The organism is Pectobacterium versatile (assembly GCF_020166435.1).
Lineage (GTDB): Bacteria > Pseudomonadota > Gammaproteobacteria > Enterobacterales > Enterobacteriaceae > Pectobacterium > Pectobacterium versatile.
In genome coordinates, this window is sequence record NZ_JAINZP010000004.1 from 146,856 (window position 1) to 172,468 (window position 25,613).

The 25,613-nt window shown below is 53.0% G+C and carries 21 protein-coding genes and 1 riboswitch; of the genes, 14 read left to right on the forward strand and 7 right to left on the reverse strand.

Annotation, left to right across the window (positions count from 1 at the left end; genetic code table 11):
* The first annotated feature begins 2 nt into the window (after positions 1 to 2).
* Positions 3 to 1,403 (forward strand): 3-isopropylmalate dehydratase large subunit, encoded by a 1,401-nt coding sequence (gene leuC, locus K7X24_RS07365; RefSeq protein WP_103861880.1) that lies wholly within the window; start codon positions 3 to 5, stop codon positions 1,401 to 1,403.
* A gap of 13 nt (positions 1,404 to 1,416) precedes the next feature.
* Entirely contained in the window at positions 1,417 to 2,019 is a 603-nt protein-coding gene (leuD, locus tag K7X24_RS07370; RefSeq protein ID WP_224553984.1) for a 3-isopropylmalate dehydratase small subunit, read from the forward strand.
* A gap of 69 nt (positions 2,020 to 2,088) precedes the next feature.
* Here the strand turns inward: leuD and K7X24_RS07375 are convergent, their stop codons facing one another.
* From K7X24_RS07375 to K7X24_RS07390, 4 genes are all read right to left on the reverse strand, one after another.
* Positions 2,089 to 2,400: an AzlD domain-containing protein gene (locus tag K7X24_RS07375; RefSeq protein ID WP_224553986.1), complete on the reverse strand. Its 312-nt coding sequence runs from the start codon at positions 2,398 to 2,400 to the stop codon at positions 2,089 to 2,091.
* The gene (locus tag K7X24_RS07380) at positions 2,397 to 3,131 is read right to left on the reverse strand and encodes an AzlC family ABC transporter permease (protein ID WP_103861882.1); all 735 of its coding nucleotides are present in this window, start codon (positions 3,129 to 3,131) and stop codon (positions 2,397 to 2,399) included. Before K7X24_RS07380 ends, K7X24_RS07375 begins: the two co-directional genes overlap by 4 nt.
* Positions 3,132 to 3,236: 105 nt before the next feature.
* Positions 3,237 to 4,073 carry an AraC family transcriptional regulator gene (locus K7X24_RS07385; protein WP_224553988.1) on the reverse strand — a complete coding sequence of 279 codons (837 nt, stop codon included), beginning with the start codon at positions 4,071 to 4,073 and terminating at the stop codon, positions 3,237 to 3,239.
* A gap of 225 nt (positions 4,074 to 4,298) precedes the next feature.
* The gene (locus tag K7X24_RS07390; RefSeq protein ID WP_224553990.1) at positions 4,299 to 5,918 is read right to left on the reverse strand and encodes a methyl-accepting chemotaxis protein; all 1,620 of its coding nucleotides are present in this window, start codon (positions 5,916 to 5,918) and stop codon (positions 4,299 to 4,301) included.
* A gap of 709 nt (positions 5,919 to 6,627) precedes the next feature.
* On the opposite strand from K7X24_RS07390, the gene K7X24_RS07395 reads away from it, so the two are divergent.
* Together K7X24_RS07395 and K7X24_RS07400 are read left to right on the forward strand one after the other, a co-directional pair.
* The gene (locus K7X24_RS07395) at positions 6,628 to 6,867 is read left to right on the forward strand and encodes a type II toxin-antitoxin system CcdA family antitoxin (protein WP_052012050.1); all 240 of its coding nucleotides are present in this window, start codon (positions 6,628 to 6,630) and stop codon (positions 6,865 to 6,867) included.
* A 2-nt stretch (positions 6,868 to 6,869) separates the two neighbouring features.
* Entirely contained in the window at positions 6,870 to 7,178 is a 309-nt protein-coding gene (locus tag K7X24_RS07400; protein WP_039483443.1) for a CcdB family protein, read from the forward strand.
* Positions 7,179 to 7,318: 140 nt separating this feature from the next.
* On the opposite strand, the gene sgrT is transcribed toward K7X24_RS07400, so the two are convergent.
* Positions 7,319 to 7,483 carry a glucose uptake inhibitor SgrT gene (gene sgrT / locus K7X24_RS07405; protein ID WP_130634369.1) on the reverse strand — a complete coding sequence of 55 codons (165 nt, stop codon included), beginning with the start codon at positions 7,481 to 7,483 and terminating at the stop codon, positions 7,319 to 7,321.
* A 90-nt stretch (positions 7,484 to 7,573) separates the two neighbouring features.
* On the opposite strand from sgrT, the gene sgrR reads away from it, so the two are divergent.
* The 4 genes from sgrR to thiQ all read left to right on the forward strand — a co-directional run bounded on the left by sgrR (position 7,574) and on the right by thiQ (position 12,710).
* Entirely contained in the window at positions 7,574 to 9,232 is a 1,659-nt protein-coding gene (gene sgrR / locus K7X24_RS07410) for an HTH-type transcriptional regulator SgrR (RefSeq protein WP_224553992.1), read from the forward strand.
* Between the two features lie 37 nt (positions 9,233 to 9,269).
* Positions 9,270 to 9,366: riboswitch (TPP riboswitch) on the forward strand.
* A gap of 83 nt (positions 9,367 to 9,449) precedes the next feature.
* Positions 9,450 to 10,430 carry a thiamine ABC transporter substrate binding subunit gene (gene thiB, locus K7X24_RS07415; RefSeq protein ID WP_146043586.1) on the forward strand — a complete coding sequence of 327 codons (981 nt, stop codon included), beginning with the start codon at positions 9,450 to 9,452 and terminating at the stop codon, positions 10,428 to 10,430.
* A complete protein-coding gene (gene thiP, locus K7X24_RS07420; protein ID WP_224553995.1) occupies positions 10,406 to 12,013 on the forward strand; it encodes a thiamine/thiamine pyrophosphate ABC transporter permease ThiP in 1,608 nt (535 codons plus the stop codon). Before thiB ends, thiP begins: the two co-directional genes overlap by 25 nt.
* Positions 12,000 to 12,710 (forward strand): thiamine ABC transporter ATP-binding protein ThiQ, encoded by a 711-nt coding sequence (gene thiQ, locus K7X24_RS07425; protein ID WP_224553997.1) that lies wholly within the window; start codon positions 12,000 to 12,002, stop codon positions 12,708 to 12,710. The genes thiP and thiQ overlap by 14 nt, the downstream gene beginning before the upstream one ends.
* A 4-nt stretch (positions 12,711 to 12,714) precedes the next feature.
* Here the strand turns inward: thiQ and K7X24_RS07430 are convergent, their stop codons facing one another.
* On the reverse strand, positions 12,715 to 14,337 hold the full coding sequence (locus tag K7X24_RS07430; protein WP_212768857.1) for a family 43 glycosylhydrolase: 1,623 nt from the start codon (positions 14,335 to 14,337) through the stop codon (positions 12,715 to 12,717).
* 398 nt (positions 14,338 to 14,735) lie between these two features.
* Between K7X24_RS07430 and K7X24_RS22160 the strand changes: the two genes are divergently transcribed.
* From K7X24_RS22160 to ilvN, 3 genes are all read left to right on the forward strand, one after another.
* Complete coding sequence (locus K7X24_RS22160) at positions 14,736 to 14,843, forward strand: ilvB operon leader peptide IvbL (protein ID WP_072012954.1); 108 nt, start codon at positions 14,736 to 14,738, stop codon at positions 14,841 to 14,843.
* A 110-nt stretch (positions 14,844 to 14,953) separates the two neighbouring features.
* Positions 14,954 to 16,618, forward strand: a complete 1,665-nt coding sequence (gene ilvB / locus K7X24_RS07435) for an acetolactate synthase large subunit (RefSeq protein ID WP_224553999.1) — start codon at positions 14,954 to 14,956, stop codon at positions 16,616 to 16,618.
* Between the two features lie 5 nt (positions 16,619 to 16,623).
* Positions 16,624 to 16,935 carry an acetolactate synthase small subunit gene (gene ilvN / locus K7X24_RS07440; protein ID WP_161529881.1) on the forward strand — a complete coding sequence of 104 codons (312 nt, stop codon included), beginning with the start codon at positions 16,624 to 16,626 and terminating at the stop codon, positions 16,933 to 16,935.
* Between the two features lie 35 nt (positions 16,936 to 16,970).
* On the opposite strand, the gene K7X24_RS07445 is transcribed toward ilvN, so the two are convergent.
* A complete protein-coding gene (locus tag K7X24_RS07445; RefSeq protein ID WP_224554002.1) occupies positions 16,971 to 17,741 on the reverse strand; it encodes a DedA family protein in 771 nt (256 codons plus the stop codon).
* Between the two features lie 430 nt (positions 17,742 to 18,171).
* Here K7X24_RS07445 and K7X24_RS07450 point away from each other — a divergent pair, with 430 nt between their 5' ends.
* From K7X24_RS07450 to rapA, 3 genes are all read left to right on the forward strand, one after another.
* Positions 18,172 to 19,752 (forward strand): sensor domain-containing diguanylate cyclase, encoded by a 1,581-nt coding sequence (locus tag K7X24_RS07450; RefSeq protein ID WP_224554004.1) that lies wholly within the window; start codon positions 18,172 to 18,174, stop codon positions 19,750 to 19,752.
* Between the two features lie 237 nt (positions 19,753 to 19,989).
* Positions 19,990 to 22,356 (forward strand): DNA polymerase II, encoded by a 2,367-nt coding sequence (locus tag K7X24_RS07455; protein ID WP_119879963.1) that lies wholly within the window; start codon positions 19,990 to 19,992, stop codon positions 22,354 to 22,356.
* 207 nt (positions 22,357 to 22,563) lie between these two features.
* On the forward strand, positions 22,564 to 25,467 hold the full coding sequence (gene rapA / locus K7X24_RS07460) for an RNA polymerase-associated protein RapA (protein WP_224554006.1): 2,904 nt from the start codon (positions 22,564 to 22,566) through the stop codon (positions 25,465 to 25,467).
* Positions 25,468 to 25,613 lie beyond the last annotated feature (146 nt).

Here is a 25,613-nt window from a genome sequence, read left to right on the forward strand (position 1 = left end):
CCATGGGTAAAACGTTATATCAAAAATTGTTCGAAGCGCACGTGGTTCATGAAGCGCCGAACGAAACGCCGCTGCTGTATATCGACAGACATCTGGTACACGAAGTGACTTCCCCACAGGCCTTCGACGGTCTGCGTGCGATGGGCCGTAAGGTTCGTCAACCGGGGAAAACCTTCGCGACCATGGACCATAACGTGTCCACGCAGACCAAAGACATCAACGCCAGTGGCGAGATGGCCCGCATTCAGATGCAGGAGTTAATCAAGAACTGTGCAGAATTCGGCGTTCAACTGTATGACCTGAACCACCCATATCAAGGCATCGTTCACGTTATCGGCCCTGAACAAGGGATGACGCTGCCGGGTATGACCATCGTCTGCGGTGACTCACACACGGCAACGCACGGCGCGTTTGGCTCACTGGCTTTCGGTATCGGTACGTCGGAAGTAGAACATGTGCTGGCGACGCAAACCCTGAAACAGGGTCGCGCCAAAACCATGAAGATTGAAGTTACGGGTGATGCCGCTCATGGCATCACCGCGAAAGACATCGTGCTGGCGATCATCGGTAAAACCGGTAGCGCAGGCGGCACCGGTCATGTGGTTGAATTCTGCGGTACAGCCATTCGTGCGCTGAGCATGGAAGGCCGTATGACGCTGTGTAATATGGCGATTGAGATGGGTGCGAAGGCAGGTCTGGTTGCACCGGACGAGACAACCTTCAATTACCTGAAAGGCCGTCAGTTTGCACCGAAAGACGCCAACTGGGATGCCGCCGTTGCGTACTGGAGCACGCTGAAATCAGATGATGACGCGCAGTTCGATACGATCGTCACACTGGACGCCGCGCAGATCGCACCGCAGGTTACCTGGGGTACTAACCCCGGTCAGGTTATCGCCGTCAATCAGGAAATCCCTAGCCCTGACTCTTTCAGCGATCCGGTAGAACGCGCCTCCGCTGCTAAAGCGCTGGCCTATATGGATCTGCAACCCGGCATTAAACTGACCGATGTGAAGATCGATAAAGTCTTCATTGGCTCCTGCACCAACTCGCGTATTGAAGATTTGCGCGCAGCAGCAGAAATCGCCAAAGGGCGCAAAGTTGCCGCTGGCGTTCAGGCTATCGTCGTACCCGGTTCCGGTCCGGTAAAAACGATGGCAGAGCTGGAAGGGCTGGATAAAGTGTTCATCGAGGCGGGCTTTGAGTGGCGCTTACCGGGCTGTTCTATGTGTCTGGCGATGAATAATGACCGCCTGAACCCCGGCGAACGTTGTGCATCAACCAGCAACCGTAACTTTGAAGGCCGTCAGGGTCGCGCGGGTCGCACCCATCTGGTCAGCCCGGCAATGGCTGCGGCTGCGGCAGTAACGGGTCGCTTTGCCGACGTCCGCGAGTTGAATTAAGAGAGAAACCGACATGGCTAAATTTACCCAACACACAGGTCTGGTGGTTCCTCTGGATGCCGCTAACGTCGATACCGACGCCATCATCCCCAAGCAGTTTCTGCAAAAGGTGACACGTACCGGTTTCGGCCAACATCTGTTCCACGACTGGCGCTTTCTGGATGATGCAGGCCAACAGCCTAACCCTGAGTTTGTGCTGAACCAGCCACATTACAAAGGGGCGAGTATCCTGCTGGCGCGGGAAAACTTCGGCTGCGGATCTTCCCGTGAGCACGCACCGTGGGCGCTGACCGATTATGGCTTCAACGTCGTTATTGCCCCAAGTTTCGCCGATATTTTCTACGGCAACTCGTTTAACAACCAACTGCTGCCAGTGAAGTTGAGCGACGAAGAAGTGGATGAGCTGTTCAAGCTGGTTGACAGTCAGGAAGGTATTACCTTCACGGTCGATCTGGAAAATCAGGTCGTTCAGGCGGGCAGCAAAAGCTATCCGTTCGAAATCGACAGCTTCCGCCGTCACTGTATGATCAACGGGTTAGACAGCATCGGCCTGACGCTGCAACACGAAGCGTCTATCACCGAGTATGAAAAGAATCAGCCAGCCTTTTTGAACTGATTAAAAACTACAGATAGCCCGAAGTCCGCACTTTATTGCGGGCTTTTTTTTTTGGAAGAATGACGTTGATTACAGCAACCCAGCAATAAGATAAAAAGCCATCATACTCAAGAGCACCGCGACCACAATATTTCTGATAAAGAATGAAATCACGACGCTCACTATCGCGCCGAGAAAATACGGGTTATCAGGAAATGCGCGAATAACGCCGTGGTCCATCAAAATAATCGGTCCGCAAATCGCGGTGAGTAAACAGGGGGCTGAATACTTTAACGCCCGATGGAGTAAAACGGGAATTTTTACCGGCACCGCGGGTTCAAGAAAGATATAGCGATTAAAAAACACGATCCCTGCCAGAACGAATATCAATAACCAGCTCATTTTTCTTCCTTAAGTACAGATGCGATGAGAACAGAGAAAAACATGCCGCCGACACCAGCAATAGCAATGGCACCTTCTACCTTGAAATAGCTCAATAGCATCGACAACAGCAGGGAAAACAGGACGCCAGAGAAGGTACTGATCTTCTTTATCATCGGTACAACGATGGTGATAAACGTGGCAACGATAGAATAATCAAGGTGATACTTATCCAAATCGGGCACCGATGAGGCCATGACTACGCCAAGAATACTGAAGATATTCCAGAAAATATAAAAGGTGAAACCCGCACCGATTAAATAGCTAGTGCTAACGTTGTTCTTCCTGTCTTTCTTTTCACTGAGTGCAAAAAGCTCGTCTGATAATAAAAACCCGATAGGAAGCCGTTTTCTTAATTTCAACGTTGAAACGTATTCACGCAGCGTCAGGCCATATATCAGGTGCTGCGCGGTGATAAAAAAAACGGAGATTAATAGCGTCGCGACATTTGCCCCAGACATGAGCAACCCAAGCGAGACGAGTTGCGCCGCTCCCGCGAAAATAATCGCGGACATCCCGATACTTTGCCCGACAGATAATCCCGATTGGATAGCCATAGAACCGGCCAGAATGCCCCAGGGCACCACGGACAAACAGAGCGGCAGCATTTCAACCACGCCGGTCATAAAGTGCTTCCACGGACTCACGGTGTCTTTTGATTCAGACGATGAACGGGCTACGGTGTTTTCCATATAACATTGCACTACCATAAATAAATCGATAGCGGAAAACTAACAAACCGTCTTTTAAGAGTATTGGATAAAGTTGCTTACCCTCGGAATAGAGGGTAAGCCTATTTATTGGTTGCCTTTAGCAAACTCGCCCGGCGTCAATCCCAACGAGTTTTTGAAATGACGATGGAAATGGCTCTGGTCGGTAAAACCACACGATACGGAGACATCAAGGATAGCATCGCCTTTACGCAATAATTCCTTAGCCTTGCGCAGACGAGCCTGAATCAAGTAGGCGTGAGGCGTAATCCCCACCACCGCTTTAAACTGTCGTAAGAAGTGCCACACACTGAGTTCAGCCAGCGCGGCCAATTCAACGAGAGCAAGTTCTCTCTCGGGATAGCTGTCCATAAACGCTTTAACATTCAGTATGTTTTGCGTCGCAACGGGCAGTATCTGTGGTGTCAGGCGCGTCTTGCTATAGCGCATCGTCAGCCAGGTTAATGACGACAACAGCAGCGTTTCTTTTAATAGCATATTGCCCGGCTGAGCGAGCATATTGAACGTCATGAGTAACTGATCAGACAGCCCTGGGTCGTGAATAACGGCGTTGGGAAACCACGGAATGGAGTCCTTTGCGCGCTGAAGATCCTGATTAATCGAGCGAAAAAGATCGGGATGCGGATAAACGGCGCGATAGGCCCAGCCCGTTTCTACCTCGGAACTCCCCGTGTGCACATCGTCCGCATTCACCAGAATAATGTCACCCTTGGGCGCAACATGCTCTGCACCGGAACGATAAAAACGCTGAGCCCCCTGCTCAATCACGCTGATGCAATACGTATCATGCACATGGCGAGGAAAGCGCTGCTGATAGTACTGCGCCTGCAACATATCCAGACCACCTAATGCTTCCAGATGCCTGAAATGTGTCTGCTCTTGCACCACCGGCTTTTTCTGCACGCGTTAACCCTCTTATCATTTGTACAAAATTGCTCTGGCGGAAACGACATCTGCGTACTTCTTTATAGATAGCCAGAAACGGCGTACCTGTTTCACTGATTCTATCAGAAGCGGATTCACATCCCCATGCTGGAAAAAACTGCAAAAAAAAGCCAGCGACGGAGCCGCTGGCTATTGATAATACATTCTTGTCTTTTTACGGCTCTTGGCTTTTTACCAACCGGTTTACATCAGATGAAACCGGGACACGCCAAGATTCAACCGCTCAGCCTGCTGCTCGAGCGATGCGGCAGACGAGGAAGCCTCTAGCACCAGCGTCGCGTTTTGTTGCGTAACCCGATCCATTTCTGATATCGCTAACGACACCTGATTGATACCGCTGCTCTGTTCATCGGAAGCCAGCGCGATTTCATTCATGATGCGGGTAACGTTATTAATTTCAGCCACAATCTCGGCCATCGCTTTACCCGCTTCGGATGCTAGTGACGTTCCCTCGGTCACCCTAGTTTCGGATTCTTTAATCAGTGCGGCAATTTCCGTTGCGGCGTTAGCCGAGCGCTGTGCCAGATTACGCACTTCTCCTGCCACCACCGCAAAGCCTTTGCCCTGCTCGCCCGCTCTCGCTGCTTCAACCGCCGCATTCAACGCCAGAATATTGGTCTGGAATGCAATCCCATTAATGAGCGCGATAATTTCAGCAATTTTGTCTGAACTCTTGGCAATATCCGCCATAGCCCCCACCACCTGTTCAACAATGCTGCCACCGTTTACCGCTTTGGATGACGTCTCTATCGCTGCCTCGCTGGCATGGTGTGCATTATCGGTATTCTGCTTCACCGCAGCCGTGAGCTGCTCCATGCTGGCCGCTGTTTCCGCCAGTGCCGCGGCCTGCTGCTCTGTACGTGCAGACAAATCCGTGTTACCGACAGCAATTTTCGTCGAACTACTATGAATGGACTCTGCGCTATCGCGTACTGAACCAACCGTCTCTGAGAGCGAATCCTGCATTTGCTGAATATTGTCCCCCAAAATTCCAATTTCATTTCTTCCCACATCCACACTCGCGCGCGTTAAATCCCCCTGCGCGATCGCCTGTATGCGGGATACCCAATACTGTACTGGGTTAATAATGACTCGACGAATTAATAAAAATGTCATTCCTGTCAGTATGATAGCCAGAATAAATGCGCCCGTCATGAGCGTATATCCCAGTGTGGAATGCCTTTCAGCCGTCACATTAATATTTTTTGCCATCTCAACCCGGTAAAGGTAAGACGCTTTCAGCGGCACATCATACTCATCATCCAATTTAGACATGGCTGTCGACTCAAACGCATTGAGCTCTTCAACATTGCCCTTTTTCGCTATGTCAAACATGGGCTTGATACCCCGCTCAACATAATCGCTGTAACGCGCTTTTAATTCATTATCGCGGGCGAGTTCAGCACCCGCCCGAACCGCTCGGTTTTGATATCCATTAAACATTTGCTGAGACAACGCAAGACGCTCTTCTGCGGCTTTCATACTCGCATTATAGTTATCAGTGAGGCCATTACGTAAGTGATTCACAGCATGTAGCAAACTCATACGCGCCGCACGCATATGGTTAGCACTATCAACCAGCTCCATTCGAACATTCAATTCCAACGTTGAGCTATTTAACGACTGTTCAGCCTGCTTAAGAAAATAGGACGATGTGGAAACCGCCAAGGCAAAAAGTAGTAAAACACCAGAAAAAACAATAACGAAAAGGGGCGTCAATTTAATGTTATGTACGCCTGGGGCAGCGTGCCAGGGTTCTGGTTTTTCGTAAATCGCTATTGACTGGTAAGGAACATCGCTCATTTTTACATCCATCGAGTTATTCAAAAAATTGCTGTGAAGTGAATTGCCGGTAAATAAGCAAGAAAAATAGAACGCGGCTACATGTTACATAATATTTAAAGATTGTGACAATGTGCGTTAAACGTGAGAGAAAAAATAGTAACCTCTAAAAAATAATTTCACCTACAAGACCGCCATCACAAAAATACCACCTATGATTTTAAAATAAATCATTTCCATACGAATAGTTTAAAATAAAAACCATCACGCTAAATTAGTGAATTATTTTAGTCACTTTTCTTACGTTAATATTAATTATAGCAACAAAGATAGATTAATGGATTCATTCTGTTTTACTGAAAATAAACACGCTTTAACATTCAACATTACTGATTGATTTATTATTTCGCCATTCTGAATATAAAAGCATCACGCTACGACACGCTCAGGTTAATGTTCACCAATGATCCCCATGCTTCGGCACGTTGTCGCCCGTCTAAAACCGGTGGAGTAACCCGCCGTAGCATGCCCGACGTTTTTCTCTGCGAGCATGCTTCCTCTCCAGTCTTCTTCTTCGATTCGCTTTGCGAAGCCGCACGCAAGCCGATCACGCCGTTTAATCGCCAGCGAAATAAGCGGGTATATTTCATTTCCGTGGAGGTTGCTATACACCAGAACCAAACGCATAATCATTACACGTGCTATTACACGTGTAATTTTCGGAGGCCTTATGCCCGTAACAAGCGTTCGTCATAAAAAAACGGTCAGTGTGACGCTGGAACCCGTGTTGCTCCAACAGGCACGTGAAGCCGGAATTAACTTATCCGCAATACTCACCGAGGCGCTGAAGAGAGAAATTCGCCTTTCTGAAGGGGAAAAATGGAAGCAGCAGAACCAGAAGGCATTACAGGAACTAAACCGTATCACAGATAAACACGGCTTATTATCCGACGATGACAGGACGTTTTAAGCATGCAATATAAAGTTTACCGTAATAACGGTAACAGCAACTCATACCCTTACCTGCTCAACATCCAAAGTGACATCATCGGGGAATTACATACCCGCCTGGTGATACCGTTGTTTCCACTACACAAAATTGCCAGACCACCAGCTCGAAGGCTAACGCCGATAGTCACTGTCGAAGGCAACGATTACCTGATAATGACCCATGAAATGGCGAGCGTACGCCGCTCACAACTTGGCCATGAAGTTATGGATGCGCAGGTGTACCGAAAAACAATCAAGGACGCCGTTGATTTCCTGCTTGATGGGTTCTAAGTGGAAAAATCCCTTTAACCATGCAAACCACCCGCAGCAGCCAAAGCTAGCAGCAGGTAAACACCATAAAAAAAACCAGCGAAAAAACTCGCTGGCTGGTGAAACGTCACCATTACTCAGAATTTTTTTTCTCACACCACCTAGAGCCAATGACGATATTCGTCGTCGGACATGTCTTTCAGGTGCCACTGCGTCGCCTGCTGCAATAATGCAATGCGCTGTTGGGTAGACATCCATCGCAACCACTTCGCTTTACAGGTCGATAAGTAGGTTCGATAGAACTGGGACAAACGGGAAATTGCCATAAGCCACCTCCTCTCTTTCCTTGTTAGAAAGTATCGACGTAATATAGGGAAAGATAAATTGATGACTTTAGTGCAGGGAGTTCCTCTTTTATGTCTTCTCCTCGATTGCAGCAACAGTTCATCCGCCTGTGGCAACATTTTCAGGGACAAACCACCGACACCACGCTGCAAGAGCTGACTGGTGTGTTGAACTGCTCACGCCGCCATATCCGTTCACTGCTGAATGCGATGCAGCAAGAAGGCTGGCTTGTCTGGCAAGCCGAAGCCGGAAGAGGAAAACGCTCGCAGCTCTCCTTTGTGTATACCGGATTAGCACTACAGCAGCAGCGTGCCGAGGATCTGCTGGAACAGGATCGCATTGAACAACTGGTGCAGTTGGTGGGTGACAAGGAAGCGGTGCGCCAGATGCTACTTGCCCACCTTGGGCGGAGCTTCCGGCAGGGGAAACACATTCTGCGCATCCTCTATTACCGTCCTTTACGCAATTTACTGCCCGGCTCGGCGCTACGGCGTTCAGAGATGCACATTGCCCGGCAAATTTTCAGCGGACTCACCAATATAAATGAGGAAAATGGGGAAATTGAACCCGATCTGGCTCATCACTGGCAGATGATCTCCCCCCTGCATTGGCGCTTTTATCTGCGCCCGGCTATCCGCTTTCATCATGGGCGCGAGCTCACAATGGATGACATCACCACGTCACTCTCTCGTCTTATTCCGCTTCCACTCTTTTCTCATATTGAAGCCGTAACGTCGCCGATGCCGTTCGTGATCGATATCCAGCTAAACAGCCCAGATAAATGGCTACCGTGGCTATTAGGCAGCGTGCACGCCATGATTTTACCGCAAGAGTGGCAAACGCTACCGGATTTTGCACAACACCCGATTGGCACCGGCCCTTACGCCGTGGTGCGTAATAACAGCAATCAACTGAAAATCCGCGCCTTCGATGATTATTTTGGCTATCGGGCGTTGATTGATGAGGTCAATATCTGGGTCCTGCCGGACGAACCGGAGGAAATGCCCGTATCCATCCAACTCCAGTCTGACAATTCTCGTCACGAGCAGTTAGAAAGCCGGATGGAAGAAGGTGGCTATTTCCTGCTGTTCGACAAGCGTTCGCCGTTAGCATCACGACCGGAAGCTCAGCAGTGGCTCAGACAGGTATTTAACCCGATTTCGCTACTCAACCACGCCAATACCAGTAACCAACGTGACTGGTCACCGGCCTACAGCCTGCTGCCGCGCTGGCACCATCACCATCCCGATGTGCCGCAATCCCTTCCGAAAGGGCTGACGGAGGTCACACTCACGTTCTATCAGGCACACCCTGAATACCGGATATTAAGCGAGATTATGCGCACGCTACTGGTGCAGCACGGCGTCACATTGCATATCCAGACGGTCAGCTACGAAGACTGGTATCAAGGCAATGCCGAGAGCGATATCTGGTTTAGCAGCGTGAATTGTTATTTGCCGCTCGAATTCTCCCTGTTCGCGATGATCTACGAACTCCCGCTGGTGCAGCACTGTCTGGATGACGATCTGCATGCGGACGCGCAGCAGTGGCGCAATCACTCGCTGCCGATGGCGGAATGGTGTGAAAAACTGATCGATAGCGGCCAACTGTATCCGCTGTTGCACCACTGGCTACAACTTCAAGGGCAACGCAGTATGCGCGGCGTCAGGATGAATATGTTGGGCTGGTTTGATTTTAAATCCGCCTGGTTTGCGCCGCCGGAACGCTGAGAGCCTTTCGCTGCCCGACTTAACCCTTTACAATGTGCCGTTCTCAACGGGGTGCGGAAAATTTTTCGCTGAGAAGATACCCGTCGAACCTGATCCGGTTAATACCGGCGAAGGGATTTGAGAGTGCGGCTTATTGCTGCCTCAAAGTCCTTTGCCACCCTATGATTCTCAGGAGTGCAAAGTGTTAAATCAATTACTACACCGTTCAGCCACCGCGCTGAAAATCAGCCTGCCTTGCCTGTTACTGCTCTCTGCTTCGGCCTTCGCCAAGCCTGCGCTTACCGTTTATACCTACGATTCGTTCGCTTCCGAATGGGGTCCGGGCCCTGTCATCAAGACCGCCTTTGAAAAAGAGTGCGAGTGCGAACTGAATTTCGTCGCTCTGGAAGACGGCGCATCGCTGCTGAACCGTCTGCGTATGGAAGGCAAAAACAGCAAAGCGGACATCATTCTGGGACTGGACAACAACCTGTTGCAGGCAGCAGAACAAACCGGCCTGTTTGCGCCACACGGTCAGGACACCCGTGCCGTCACGGTGCCGGGCGGCTGGAGCAATAAGACGTTCGTTCCTTACGACTACGGCTACTTTGCGTTTGTGTATAACAAAGACACGCTGAAAAATCCGCCGAAAAGCCTGCATGAGCTGGTGGACAGCAATGCACCGTGGAAAGTGATCTATCAGGATCCGCGCACCAGCACACCGGGACTGGGATTGCTGCTGTGGATGCAGAAAGTGTACGGCGACGATGCGCCACAAGCCTGGCAGAAGCTGGCGAAAAAAACCGTTACCGTCACCAAAGGCTGGAGTGAAGCCTACGGTCTGTTCCTGAAAGGGGAAGCGGATCTGGTGCTGAGCTACACCACGTCACCGGCCTATCACATCATTGAAGAAAAGAAAGACAACTACGCAGCGGCCACCTTTAGCGAAGGGCACTATCTGCAAATTGAAATCGCCGGGCAGTTGGCTTCCAGCAAAAATCCCGAACTGGCAAAACGCTTTATGCAGTTCATCCTAAGCCCAACGTTCCAGCAGGCTATTCCTACCACAAACTGGATGTATCCGGCGGTTAAAACCGATCTGCCAGCAGGCTTCGCGGCGCTCGCGGTTCCTGAGAAAGCCATGCAGTTCAGCGCACAGGAAGTAGCCGACCAAAGGACGCAGTGGATTCAGACATGGCAACGCGCCGTCAGCCACTGATCGGCGGACGTCTGTGGCCGGGGCTACTGGCCACAACGCTGTTAATTTCCGTTGCCGCACTTGCTTTCGGCGCGCTATGGCTACAGGCGCCCGAAAGCCAGTGGCGCACGCTATGGCATGACAGCTATCTCTGGCATGTCATCCGGTTTACCTTCTGGCAGGCCTTTCTCTCTGCGCTGTTTTCCACCGTTCCGGCGATCTTCCTTGCCAGAGCGCTGTATCGGCGGCGCTTTCCCGGCCATCGCTGGCTGTTGCGCCTGTGCGCGATGACGCTGGTGCTGCCCGTGCTGGTCGCTGTTTTTGGCCTGCTCAGCGTCTATGGTCGGCAAGGCTGGCTGGCCTCTGCGCTGGGCTGGTTTGACCTGAAATACACGTTTTCGCCCTATGGGTTGCAGGGTATCCTGCTGGCGCACGTCTTCTTCAACCTGCCGCTGGCGACCCGATTGCTGTTGCAGTCGTTAGAAGGCATCGCTACCGAGCAACGTCAGTTGGCCGCCAATCTGGGTATGAACAGCTGGCAGCATTTCCGCCTGCTGGAATGGCCCGCCCTGCGCCGACAGATTTTACCCACTGGCGCACTGATTTTTATGCTCTGCTTCGCCAGCTTTGCCACAGTGCTGTCGCTGGGCGGTGGCCCGCAGGCAACCACAATTGAGCTGGCTATCTATCAGGCATTAAGCTTTGATTACGATCCGGGACGCGCGGCGCTGCTGGCGTTAATTCAGATGGTCTGCTGTCTCGGCTTGGTGCTGCTGAGCCAGCGGCTGGGACGTATTCTGCCGGTCGGCAGCACACAACAGCTTGCCTGGCGCAATCCTCAGGATAGCGCCTTAAGCCGCGTCACCGACGGCCTGCTGATTGGTGCGCTGTTGCTGCTGGTCGTCCCTCCCTTGCTGGCCGTGGTGGTCGATGGTGTGAACCGATCGCTGGTTACCGTGCTGCAACAGCCTGTGCTCTGGCAAACGCTGTTTACCTCGCTGCGCATTGCCTTAGGCGCAGGACTCCTGTGTCTGGTGCTAACCATGATGCTGCTCTGGAGCAGTCGCGAGCTCAAGTTACGCCAGAAGCCACTCTACGGGCAGTTGATGAACCTGAGCGGTATGCTCATCCTCGCCATGCCGGGCATTGTGCTGGCAACCGGCTTTTTCCTGCTGCTGAATAACAGCATCGGGCTACCACAATCCCCTTACGCACTGGTGGTGTTCACCAACGCGCTGATGGCAATTCCCTACGCGATCAAAGTACTGGAAAACCCGATGCTGGACGTTGCCGAACGCTACAACCGACTCTGCACATCGCTGGGTATTCGCGGCTGGCAGCGGCTGAGACTGATCGAACTCGCCGCGCTAAAACAGCCGCTGGCGCAGGCGTTGGCTTTTGCCTGCGTGCTATCGATTGGTGATTTCGGCGTCATTGCGCTGTTCGGTAATGAGCAGTTCCGCACGTTGCCGTTCTATCTGTACCAGCAAATTGGTTCCTATCGCAGCGCCGACGGTGCAGTCACGGCGCTGCTCTTAATGCTACTGTGCTTTATGTTATTTACCCTGATTGAGAAACTGGCAGGCCGTCATGATCACGCTTGAGAAATTGACCTACTTTTATCAGCACTTGCCCATGCATTTTGATTTTCACGTCAAACCGGGCGAGCGCATCGCCATCCTCGGCCCCAGCGGCGCAGGGAAAAGCACGCTGCTGAATCTGGTTGCGGGCTTCCTGATGGCAGACAGCGGGGAATTACGACTTAACGGCGAATCTCACCGCGAGACGCCTCCCGCTAAACGACCGGTTTCGATTCTGTTTCAGGAAAATAACCTGTTTCCTCATCTGACAATCGGGCAAAACATCGCGCTGGGGCTACATCCCGGCCTGCGGCTTAGTGCAGAACAGCGCGAGACGTTACGGCAGATTGCCGATCGGGTCGGTCTGGCCGATCTTCTGGATCGTCTGCCCTCGCAGGTTTCTGGCGGACAGCGCCAGCGTGCGGCATTGGCACGCTGTCTGGTGCGTCATCAGCCGATTCTGCTATTGGATGAACCGTTCTCGGCACTCGATCCCGCGCTGCGTCAGGAGATGCTCGATCTGGTTGAAAGCGTGTGTCAGGAGCGTCAATTCACGCTGTTGATGGTGTCCCACAATCTGGATGATGCCATGCGGATCGCAAAACGTACGGTGCTGATCGTAGACGGGCAGATTTATTATGATGGGCCGACTCAGGCGCTACAGGATGGCAGCGCCGAAGCGGCCGCCATCCTGGGAATTTCACGTCCGTCTTCGGATTGAGGAATTAAGGCAAAGCCTGATAGCGCAGGTTGCTGAACGTGACGTCACCCTCGCCCGAAGCATACAGGGCAGGCCGCAGACTGAGGAAATCATACGCGACGTTGTGATGGTAGCCTGACACTTCCATCTGCACCGGATATTTCTTCCACGGTTCCTGATCCGAGGTGCGGGTGTAGAACGTCACAATATGGCGATCGTTTTTCATCAGAATCTGCACCTCATTGCCCGTAATATGCGGCAATTTCTTCTCCGCCCTTTCCAGCCCGTAGCGGTGCATTACGGTGCCGTCCTGATTAAACGACAGCCCGACGTATAGCTTCGCGTTATAGAACAGCAGCAACCCTGCCTGTGCGCCGGGGGCAAAATTCGCCGTGACTTCAATCTGGTAAGCCTGATCGCCAGGGATCATCGTCAGCGGCGCGCTGTCCTTCGGCGACGTGCCTTTTGCCTTCAGGTGCAGCTTGCCATCGCTGAGCGTGACCCGCTTCAGTTCCTCCGCATTGGCACGGTAGAAATGCCAACGAGCCGGAAATTTCTCGTCGGTAAAGCTATCAGACCAGCCGATGCCGTGAGGCACTGCCTCGCCGCCTTCCGGCTTGCGAATCGGTTTGCCGGTATCGAATCCAGCGGATGTAAACCAGCCATCATCACCCCAGACGATCGGCTCCAGCATCGCCTGCCGCCCCAGTGTCATAAAGCCGTTTTCATAACCGTGATACACCATGTACCAGTTTTTATCCGGTCCTTCGATCAGCGTCGCATGGCCGCGCGACCACCATTTCTCTGAACGATCCTGCGTGCGGATAATCGGGTTATGCGGCGAGTTTTCCCACGGTCCGTTGATCGATTTCGAGCGTGCAGCAATCACCATGTGTCCGGTCGGAGGCCCAGCCGTTCCACCTTCCGCCAGCACCATGTAGAAGTAGTCACCGTGGCGCAGCATCTTCGGCCCTTCCTGCGAGAAGCTTTCCACATCCCACTCTTCCGGGTACTGCCATCCCTGATAGACCACCGCCATTTCACCGACCGTCGATAGCCCGTCATCCGTCAATTGCACGCGGTTGCCGCCAGACATAAAGATGTAACGCTTACCGTCCTCGCCTACCACATGGCCGGGATCGCTGGCCGGATTTTTCAAGCCGGTATCTTTCGGTGGCGTCCACGGGCCATGAATATCATCAGCGGTAATCACATACAGCGTTTTCTTTTTCGTCCCTTTGGCGTCGATGATCCGGTTCGTGGTGAAGTAGATATAGTATTTGTCGTTGTGCTTCACCAAATCCGGCGCCCAGATGGCATCAACGGGTGTCGTTATCGCCGGGCCAAGCGGTTCCCAGTTCACTAAATCACGCGAGTGCCAAATCAGCAGTCCGGGAATGTCGTCAAATGACGAGAACGTCATGTAATAGTCATCCCCATCCTTGATAATCGTGGGGTCAGGATGATCGCCCGCAATAATCGGATTGAGATAACAGCCGTTGCCCAAATCCGCCTGTCGCTGCTGTTCAATACCCCGCATCCATTCATTGGCAGGGCCAGCCTGACAGGCTATCGCCTGGCCAATACCCATTGCCATCAATAAGATACCGCTCAATACGCCTTTCCCTACCACTCGGGACACGCCCATTTGTCACCACCCACTATCCCAATGATTATTTTATAATTTATAACATTGAAACCCTGTTCCAATTGTGAAAGTAATCTCGGTTATACGGCGAAAAATCAGGCGGTAATCGTGCGGTGAAATACCAATATATACCCTAAATAATTCGAGTTTCAGGAAGACGGCAAGTGAGGGAATCCCGATGAGCTTACTCAAGTAAGTGATTCGGGTGACTGAGCGCAGCCAACGCACATGCAACTCGAAGTATGACGGGTATACTGTGACCAATTCGACATATTCAGTTTTTATCCCTTGTGGGTATTGTGTCTTTTTGTACTGCTGTGCTTATATGGATTGACGATTGATTATTCATTCGAACACAACACTCGACCATAAATAACTCGAACATAAATAGGATTCCTGTGACGCACTATTCTTCTTCCACTTCAGCACTACTACACACCGCGCATGTTGACGCGGTCGTCGTCGTGCGCGTGGTCGTCGTGGTCGTCGTCGGCAGCGCGCCGTAACGGGTTCCGAATCGAAGATTCTCAAACCCCGCCGGCGCAAGCCGAGCGGGGTTTCTTATTTCTACCCTCCCCGCTCCGACACCGCACCGGCCCTGATGAAGGATGTAAACATGCGTTATACAGGCGCTCAGTTAATTGTTCGGCTGCTCGAACAGCAGGGCATCACCACCGTAGCGGGTATTCCCGGCGGCGCGGCCCTGCCGTTATATGATGCACTGGGTCAAAGTAAAACGATTCGCCACGTTCTGGCTCGCCACGAGCAAGGCGCGGGATTTATGGCACAAGGCATGGCACGTGCCAGCGGACGCGCCGCAGTTTGTATGGCTTCCAGCGGTCCGGGAGCGACCAACCTGCTCACCGCCATCGCCGATGCCAAACTGGATTCGATCCCGCTGGTGTGCATCACCGGTCAGGTGCCTTCCAGCATGATCGGTACCGATGCGTTTCAGGAAGTCGATACCTACGGCATTTCTATTCCCGTCACCAAACATAACTATCTGGTTCGCGACATCAACGAACTGCCGCGTGTGATTCCAGAAGCCTTTCGTATTGCGCAGTCGGGCCGTCCCGGCCCCGTGTGGATCGATATTCCAAAAGATATCCAGAATGCGACCATTGAGCTGAGCGAACTGCCAGACGTCTTTCCTCTCGATATGCCACCCGCCATTGCCCAGCAAGAAATCGAGCGTGCTGCGGCCATGATTAACGCGGCTCAGCGTCCGGTGCTCTATCTCGGCGGCGGGATTATTAGCGGCGTCGCGCACGAACAGGCAGTTCAACTGGCGGAACGTTCCAGCCTGCCAACCACCATGACGCTGATGGCGCTGGGTACGATGCCTGTCGATCACCCCCTGTCACTCGGGATGCTGGGCATGCACGCCGCACGATCAACCAATCTGATCTTACAGCAGGCAGATTTGTTAATTGTGCTGGGGGCGCGTTTTGACGATCGCGCGATTGGTAAAGCGGAACAGTTTTGCCCGAATGCCAGCATCATTCACATCGATATCGATCCCGCCGAGCTGGGTAAGATCCGCCAGCCACACGTGGCGATCAATGCGGATGTCGCGCAAGCGCTGGATCAACTGCTGCCGCATATTGCGCCACAGCAGCGTGACGTATGGCGTGCCACCGTCCGCGGGCTGCAACAGGAATTCCCGTTCAGCATGCCGGGTGCTGACGATCCATTAAGCCATTATGGTCTGGTTCAGGCCACAGCACAGGCGCTGACGGATGATGCCATCATCACGACCGATGTCGGCCAGCATCAGATGTGGGTCGCACAGTCTTATCCGCTGCGTCGTCCACGCCAATGGCTGACATCCGGTGGGTTTGGGACGATGGGCTTTGGCCTGCCTGCGGCGATTGGCGCGGCGTTGGCTGAACCGGATCGCACCGTGGTGTGTTTCTCTGGTGATGGCAGCCTGATGATGAATATTCAGGAAATGGCGACCGCGGCAGAAGAAGGACTTAACGTAAAAATCGTCCTGATGAACAACCAGTCACTCGGTCTGGTTCACCAGCAACAGGATATGTTTTTCCAGAAGCGCATCTTCGCGGCCGATTACCGCTACAGCGCGAATTTCCTCGCGATTGCCGCAGGCTTCGGCTTTGCAACTTGCGATCTGAACGCCGCCGCCAATCCACAGGCCGCGCTGCAAGAGATGCTCAACCAGCCGGGCCCAGCGCTGATCCACGTACTTATTGACGCCAATGAAAAAGTGTTACCCATCGTGCCACCGGGCGCCGCGAACATCGATATGATCGGAGATTAATGACTATGTCAATTCAACTAACTTCGCCAACGCAATCAACGTCAAGTCAGGTCACGCTGGAACTCTCGGTGCGCAACCACCCCGGCGTCATGTCACACGTTTGTGGCCTGTTTGCCCGTCGCGCATTTAACGTGGAAGGCATTCTGTGTATGCCGCTGGCAAATGGCGAGGAAAGCCGGATCTGGCTACTGGTCAAAGATGACCAGCGGCTACAGCAAATGATCAGTCAGGTGGAAAAGCTGGAGGACGTCCTTCAGGTACGCCGTCACGGTGAAGAAATGCGTATTTTCGAGCAGGTCGCCGAGTTCTACTGCTAAATGGCTTGGCCGGGTCTTTCCCGGCCTGCCCAACCTTACCCGTTTAACACCTGCCATAGCAGATGGCGGTAAACGGGCATCAGCGGGTGCTGAATCAGTACGACCGACAAGGCAACCGCCGCCACAGACATCACGGGCGCGACCCAGCGCAGACGTCTGAGCGGCATCTTTCTGCTAAACCAGCCATGATGTTTACGCTTATCACTGCGCCACCAGCGCCAGTTTAGCCAGCCTGCGCCCCACACAATGATGGCAGTAATCAGCAGCAACCACTTAAACCCTGCGCTGTTCGTTCCCGCGGGAATATCAATCGCAACGCCAGCCAGAATACCGGGTAAGAAATAGGCTGGCGGCCACAGCAGGCAACCGATGATATTCGGCACAGCAAATTTATAAGGCGGTAACCCCAGCATCCCCGCCACCATCGGGATGAGCGGACGGGTCGGGCCGACGAAACGCCCGATCAGTATCGTCGGCATCGGATGCTGATACAGGGCATATTCGGTTTTGCTCAGCAACGCCTGATGCTTTTTCAGGAAAGACCAGTTATGCAGCGGTGCCTTAAAACGCATGCCAATAAAATAGGAAATCCAGTCCCCTAGCAGGCAACCGATAATCCCTGCCCCCCACGCCGGGTAAAGCCCCATTTGTCCGCTGCCAATCAGCGCCCCCAGCGTTGCCATCATCACCGTTCCCGGCAATAGCAACCCCACCAAAGCCAGAGATTCCAGAAAGGCAACCAGCATGACGGCGATCAGTGAATACGCGAGTGATTGAGTAACCAGATGATCCAGCCACGCTTCCATAAAACCTACCCGTACGTTATAAAAACAAGGATTGTCTGGATCATAGCAGAAGCCGTCAACTCCTGATTTCACCCCATCATTCGATTGTGGCTACGGTAAAACCCCAACACACCGGATTAACGCGCGATGTCGTCTCTCAGGCGACAGCCTCCCTCGGCGGGCAGCACGAAACCCAGCAATATCCTACTGAAAATATGTAGCATGATTTATCTATCTAACGTTGAGGCGTGCTTAGCCTTCAGACGGTGAAAGCTTGTGCGTTTTGATAAATATCAACTATTCTTATTATAAGGACACACGCAATATCATTTTCTAATTCAAGTCGTTAGTACCACTTCAGTAATGTCGTTTTCTGGTCAATTCTTTTGCACCGACGGGCATCTACACTTATGATAGCGGTCATTTTTTGCCACCGTGCCACACTGCCACTATGTTTTTTAAACTACTCAACCATTTCGGATTACGACGTCTTATCCTACTCTTGGCAGTGGCGAGCGCCTTGGTAACACTGGCAAACAGTTTTTATGCCAGCTATCGCGTTCAGCGAGAGCTTCTGATTGATAACACCCTTGAAGCCAACCGTGTTTACGCCACCAAGCTTGCGGCGATGACCCATTCTTTCTTTAAAGAATCCCAGCAGCAGTTAGCCTACAGCGCCAATATCGTCTCTACCCAAATGGATGATAAGGCCAGTCTGTTTAAAGAAGCCGACCGCCTGCGGCTACAGACCAGCCATTTCAACTCTGTCGTCATTGCAGATGAAAAAGGTATTGTCCGAGCCACATCACCGGATACGTTCCAATTAATCGGGAGAAGCCTGACAACAGAAGGCGCTCTCGAAGCCCTGAAAGAAAAGCAGCCTCTTATCAGCCAGCCCTATGTCTCTGCCGCCAATAACCTTATTGTGCTGATATCTTCGCCGATCTTCACACGGGATGGCCGCTACAAAGGGTTTATCGGTGGATCCATCTATCTTAAGCAGCCCAGCGTTCTTAATACGCTCTTAGACAAACACTATTACCGCGATGGTTCTTACATTTATGTCACCGATAAGAACAAAAAAATGCTGTATCACCGTGACATGGAGCGTATTGGCAAAACAGAAACCAATAATCTGAAGATCGATGCGTATCACGAAAACAATGGCAGCCAGCATATGGTGAACTATCTGGGTGAAACCATGCTAGCGGGTTACGCCGTTGAAGCCACCTCACAGTGGCAGATTGTAGCGCTCCGCCCGATAGACATCACGCTGAAGCCTCTCGATAGCCTGATGCTGAACGTGCTGCGTCACACGCTTCCGCTCGCGCTTTTAACTATATTCTGTGTCTGGCTGCTTGCCCGGCTCATCGCCCAGCCGCTGTGGCTATTGGCACGCAGCGCCAATAAGATGGATGCGACGGACGTCTCCGATGACATCAGAAATATCCACTCCTGGTATTTCGAAGCCTCGCAGCTCAAACAGGCCATGCTGTTGGGTATCGATTTACTCCAGCGCAAAATTGGTAAGTTGCGTTCTGAAGCACACTCAGACCCGATGACCGAACTGCTCAATCGCCGTGGATTGGATAGCGTGCTCCGCTACTGGCAGATGGGGCAAAAAAGCTTTGCGGTCATCGCGCTGGATATCGACCGCTTCAAGCGCATCAATGACACCTACGGTCACGATGTCGGCGATAATGTCATTCGCTATCTCTCACAGCTTATTCGCACCAGCTCACGCGATGCTGACATACTGTGCCGCAGCGGCGGTGAAGAATTTTTGATCCTACTGCCGGAAACCAGCCTCGACGTCGCTCTCAACATTGCCGAACGGTTGCGGCAGCGCACACAGGAATCAACCATTCCTGTCGTAGGTAGCATTACGATCTCATTGGGTGTCGCGCTGTGGCAGCCGAGCGTGAGTAATATATCGATCGATCGAACCTTCAAACTGGCGGATGAAGCCCTATACCAAGCCAAACAGGAAGGCCGCAACCGCGTGGTCTCTGCCTCCGGCAGCGAGCAGTAATCCATTTTTCCCTTTCTTTATATACCCTAAATAATTCGAGTTGCGTGAAGGCGGCAACTGCGCGAATCCCCAGGAGCTTACTCAAGTAAGTGACTGGGGTGAGCAAGAGCAGCCAACGCACAAGCAGCTTGAAGTATGACGGGTATACAGGTGATGTCGCTGGACATCACCTGTATAAATAACCATACTTACCCCTACTATCCTTCCTTAATCCCGCTTGCTATAAAAGGCCGCTTAGTGACTCAGGTTCGTCAGGGGTTTCTACTGACCCGCCACTGGAACGACACACCAGCCGGCACGCAGGTTGAATTCTGGCTGGCCACCGATGAGGGCCCGCAGCTCGCACGTCTGCCGGTACAGGAGGCCGTTGCCTTTATTCCTGCACAGCAGGAAGCCCGCGCAAGGACGCTTTTACAGCAGGAAAAACGCTGGCAGTTAAAGCCGCTCGCCATGCAGGATTTCCACCATCAGCCGCTGCTGGGGCTGTATTGCCCGCAATACCGACAGCTGCTGCGGCTGGAGAAATTGTTGCGTGAGGGAGGCGTTCAGGTCTACGAAGCGGATATTCGCCCGACGGAACGCTTTCTGATGGAGCGCTTTATCACCGCGCCCGTGTGGTTTAGCGGTAACCCAACGTCAGGTAGCCTGATGACGGAAGCCCGCATGAAACCGAATCCCGATTACCGCCCGACGCTCAAACTGGTGTCGCTGGATATCGAGACCACCCGCCACGGCGAGCTTTACTGCATCGGGCTGGAGGGCTGCGGACAGCGTCAGGTTTACATGCTCGGCCCGCCGAACGGCACGCCTGCCGAACACGAAGATTTTAATCTTGAGTACGTCGCTAGCCGCCCGCTGCTGTTGGAAAAGCTGAATGCCTGGATGCAGCAGCACGATCCCGATGCCATCATCGGCTGGAATCTGGTGCAGTTTGACCTGCGTGTCTTACAGAAACATGCCGAGCGCTACAACATTCCGCTCAAGCTGGGGCGTAATGGGCAGGCGTTAGAATGGCGGGAACACGGTTTTAAACAGGGGCATTTTTTTGCCAGCGCCACCGGCCGTTTGATTATTGACGGCATTGAAGCGCTCAAGTCCGCGACGTGGAATTTTGCCTCGTTTAGTCTGGAATTTGTCGCGCAGTCGCTGCTGGGGGAAGGAAAAGCTATCGACACGCCCTATCAGCGAATGGATGAAATCGACCGCCGTTTTGCCGAAGATAAACCTGCTCTTGCTCGCTATAACCTGCAAGACTGCGAATTGGTCACGCGTATTTTCGACAAAACCGAGCTGCTGCCTTTTTTGCTAGAGCGCGCTAGCGTCACCGGACTGGCAGCCGATCGCAGCGGGGGTTCCGTCGCAGCATTTTACCACCTCTATTTACCGCGCATGCATCGTATGGGCTACGTTGCCCCGAATCTCGGTGACGTCGCGCTTGAGGCCAGCCCCGGCGGATTTGTGATGGATTCACGTCCCGGACTGTATGATTCGGTACTCGTGCTGGACTACAAGAGCCTCTACCCTTCTATCATCCGCACGTTCCTGATCGACCCGGTAGGGCTGGCGGTGGGAACACAGAATCCTGACGCTCAGCACGCCGTCCCCGGCTTTCGCGAGGCGTGGTTCTCCCGCGAACAGCACTGCCTGCCAGCGATTGTCGAGCAAATTTGGCGAGGGCGTGAGGCGGCGAAGCGCACCAACAATAAACCACTGTCGCAGGCGCTCAAGATCATCATGAATGCCTTTTACGGTGTGCTGGGTGCGACAGGCTGCCGCTTCTTCGACCCACGTCTCGCCTCCTCCATCACCCTACGCGGCCATGAAATCATGCGCAAAACGCGCGAACTGATCGAAGAACAGGGCTATCAGGTGATTTATGGCGATACCGACTCCACCTTTGTCTGGTTGAAGCACGCGCATAGCGAAGAAGAAGCAGCAAAGATTGGCAAAACGCTGGTGCAACACGTTAACCAATGGTGGACACAGCACCTGCAAGACACTCAGCAGTTGACCAGTGCGCTGGAGCTGGAATTTGAAACTCATTTTCGCCGCTTCCTGATGCCAACAATTCGCGGCGCGGAACAAGGCAGTAAAAAACGCTACGCCGGCCTGATCGACACACCACAAGGCGAAAAAATGGTGTTCAAAGGGCTGGAAACCGTGCGTACCGACTGGACACCGTTGGCGCAGCAATTTCAACAGCAGCTCTATCTGCTGATTTTTCAGCAACAGCCTTATCAGGACTGGCTGCGGGATTATGTCGATCGTACCCTGAACGGTGATTTTGACGATCTGCTGATCTACCGTAAACGGCTGCGCCGTCGACTCGATGATTACCAGCGCAACGTGCCGCCCCATGCCAGAGCCGCGAAAATCGCCGATGACTATAACCGCCAGCAAGGGCGACCGCTGCAATACCAAAACGGCGGCTGGATCAGCTATGTGATGACCGTCAACGGCCCCGAACCATTGGAAACCCGGCATTCTCCGCTGGATTACCAGCATTATGTCGAACGCCAGCTCCAGCCCGTCGCGGACGCCATTCTACCGTTCCTGCACGACGATTTTGCTACACTGGTAACAGGCCAGATGGGCTTGTTTTAAATGAAAGCGATTAATGTTTTAAATGGCAGACATTCATGTTTTTAGATGAAAGGGGTTAATTCGCGCCACAGCAAGTTTGAGGGGTGACGAACGCACCGTCATCTATTACCATAACGCCCTTTCTGAGTTTGCATCAGCAGCATTATCGGCACCCGATAATGTAATCAGACATTCCTCCGACACAGACGAACATCGAGCTAAGAATTTATGCCTTTTACACTTGGTCAGCGCTGGATCAGCGATACGGAAAGCGAACTTGGACTGGGAACGGTTGTTGCCGTCGATACGCGTATGATTACGCTGCTTTTCCCTGCCAGCGGTGAAAACCGACTTTATTCCCGCAGCGACGCCCCCATCACCCGCGTGATGTTCAATCCCGGCGACACCGTCACCAGCCATGAAGGCTGGCAGCTCAAAGTGGATGACGTGCGAGAAGAAAAAGGGTTGCTGGTGTATTGCGGCCAACGCCTGGACGATGAAACGCCGGCGGAACTGCGTGAAGTCTTTCTGGACAGCAAACTGACGTTCAACAAACCGCAAGATCGCCTGTTCGCCGGACAGATCGATCGCATGGATCGCTTTGCCCTGCGCTATCGCGCTCGCAAGCATCAGAACGAGCAGGCGCGGCAACAATGGGGCGGATTGCGCGGCATGCGTGCCAGCCTTATCCCGCACCAGCTTCATATCGCTCATGAAGTCGGCCAACGTCATGCGCCACGCGTTTTGCTGGCGGACGAAGTCGGACTGGGAAAAACTATTGAGGCGGGGATGATCATCCACCAGCAGTTGCTGGCGGGTCGTGCCAGCCGCGTGCTGATTGTCGTGCCAGAAACCCTGCAACACCAGTGGCTGGTCGAAATGCTGCGCCGCTTTAACCTGCTGTTCTCCCTGTTTGACGACGAGCGCTATGCCGAAGCCAAGCTGGACAGCAGCAATCCGTTTGAAACTGAACAGTTGGTGATCTGCTCACTGGGATTTGTTCAACGCAGCGCCCAGCGCTTTGCTCAACTCGTCAACGCCGACTGGGATCTGCTGGTGGTGGATGAAGCCCACCATCTGGTCTGGAGCGAAGAAAGCCCTAGCCCGGAATATCAGGCTATTGAAACGTTGGCACGCGCCACGCCAGCCGTTCTGCTGTTAACTGCAACACCGGAACAGCTCGGTCAACAGAGCCACTTTGCGCGATTACGCCTGCTCGATCCCAATCGTTTCCACGACTATCAGGAATTCGTTGCTGAACAGCAGCAGTATCGTCCGGTTGCCGATGCCGTCACGCTGCTGTTAGCGGGCGAAAAAGCCCAAACGGCTGAGCTGAATGCGCTAAGCGACCTGCTGGGCGAGCAGGACATTGAACCGCTGCTGAAAGCCATCAACAGCGACAGCGATGACAATCAGAAGGCGCGTCAGGAACTGATCACCATGCTGATGGATCGCCACGGCACCAGCCGCGTGCTGTTCCGTAATACCCGTCAAGGGGTTAAAGGCTTCCCGCAGCGTGTCCTGCATCAAATTCGCCTGCCGCTGCCAGCGCAGTACCAAACGGCGATTAAAGTGTCCGGCATTATGAACGCGAATAAGGCGCTGGAAGTCCGCGCCCGCGACATGCTGTACCCGGAACAAATTTATCAACAGCTCGAAGGGGACGATGCCACCTGGTGGAACTTCGATCCGCGCGTGGAATGGTTACTGAACTACCTGACCGCACACCGTGATGAAAAAATCCTGGTGATCTGTGCACAGGCAGCCACCGCGCTACAGCTGGAACAAGTGCTGCGCACGCGTGAAGCAATCCGCGCCGCCGTCTTCCATGAAGGGCTGTCGATTCTTGAACGTGACCGCGCCGCCGCCTATTTTGCGTCTGAAGAAGAAGGCGCACAGGTGCTGATTTGTTCAGAGATCGGTTCCGAAGGCCGTAACTTCCAGTTTGCCAGCCATTTAGTGATGTTCGATCTACCGTTCAACCCCGATCTGCTGGAACAGCGTATTGGTCGTCTGGACCGTATCGGGCAGGCAAAAGAAATTCAGATCATGGTGCCGTATCTGGAAAATACCGCACAGGCCTTGCTGGTACGTTGGTATCACGAAGGATTGGATGCGTTTGAACACACCTGTCCGACGGGTCGTACCATCTATGATGCCCACCATGCGCAGTTGATCGAGCGACTGACGACGGTAGGTGAACAGCAGGGACTGGATGAGTTTATCCATGTTTGTCGTCAACAGCACGACAGCCTGAAGCAACAGCTTGAACAAGGCCGCGATCGCCTGCTGGAAATGCATTCTAACGGTGGCGAACAGGCTCAACTGTTAGCGCAGGCCATTGCCGAGCAGGATAATGACGTCAATCTGGTGACGTTCGCTCTGAACCTGTTTGATATTGTTGGCATCAATCAGGAAGATCGCAGCGATAACCTGATCATCCTGACGCCATCCGATCATATGCTGGTGCCAGACTTCCCAGGCCTGCCGCAGGACGGCTGTACGATCACCTTCGATCGCGATCAGGCGCTCTCCCGCGAAGACGCACAGTTTATCAGTTGGGAACACCCGCTTATCCGTAACGGACTCGATCTGGTGCTGTCCGGCGATACCGGAAGCTGTGCAGTGTCGCTGCTGAAAAATAAAGCGCTACCGGTCGGCACATTGCTGGCTGAGCTGGTTTACGTGGTGGAAGCGCAGGCACCGAAACACCTGCAACTGACCCGCTTCCTGCCACCTACGCCGGTTCGCCTGCTGATGGACCGTAAAGGTACCAATCTGGCAGCACAGGTTGAGTTTGAGAGCTTCAACCGCCAGCTCAACGCGGTAAACCGTCATACGTCCAGCAAGCTGGTGAATGCGGTACAGCCCGATGTTCACGCCATGCTGCAACAGGCAGAAGCGCTAGTCGAAACGCAGGCACGCCAGCTTATCACCGAGGCTCAGGAGCAGGCTGACCTGCAATTGCGCCGCGAGTTGGAACGTCTTGAAGCGCTAAAAGCCGTCAACCCCAACATTCGTGAAGATGAGCTGACTGCACTGGAAAACCAGCGCGAACAGGTGCTGAGCAACCTGCACGAAGCCAACTGGCGTCTCGATGCTATTCGTCTGGTTGTGGTGACGCACCAGTAAACGTTTCTGACAGCGGTATAGGCATAAACCTCATACCGCTGTTATAAAGACACGTTGTTTGCAAAATCGAGATACACGGGCCTACCACGGGGCGAGGTCTCCCTGCGGGAACCTCATCCCCGTGTTCTCCCTAATATCACACATTA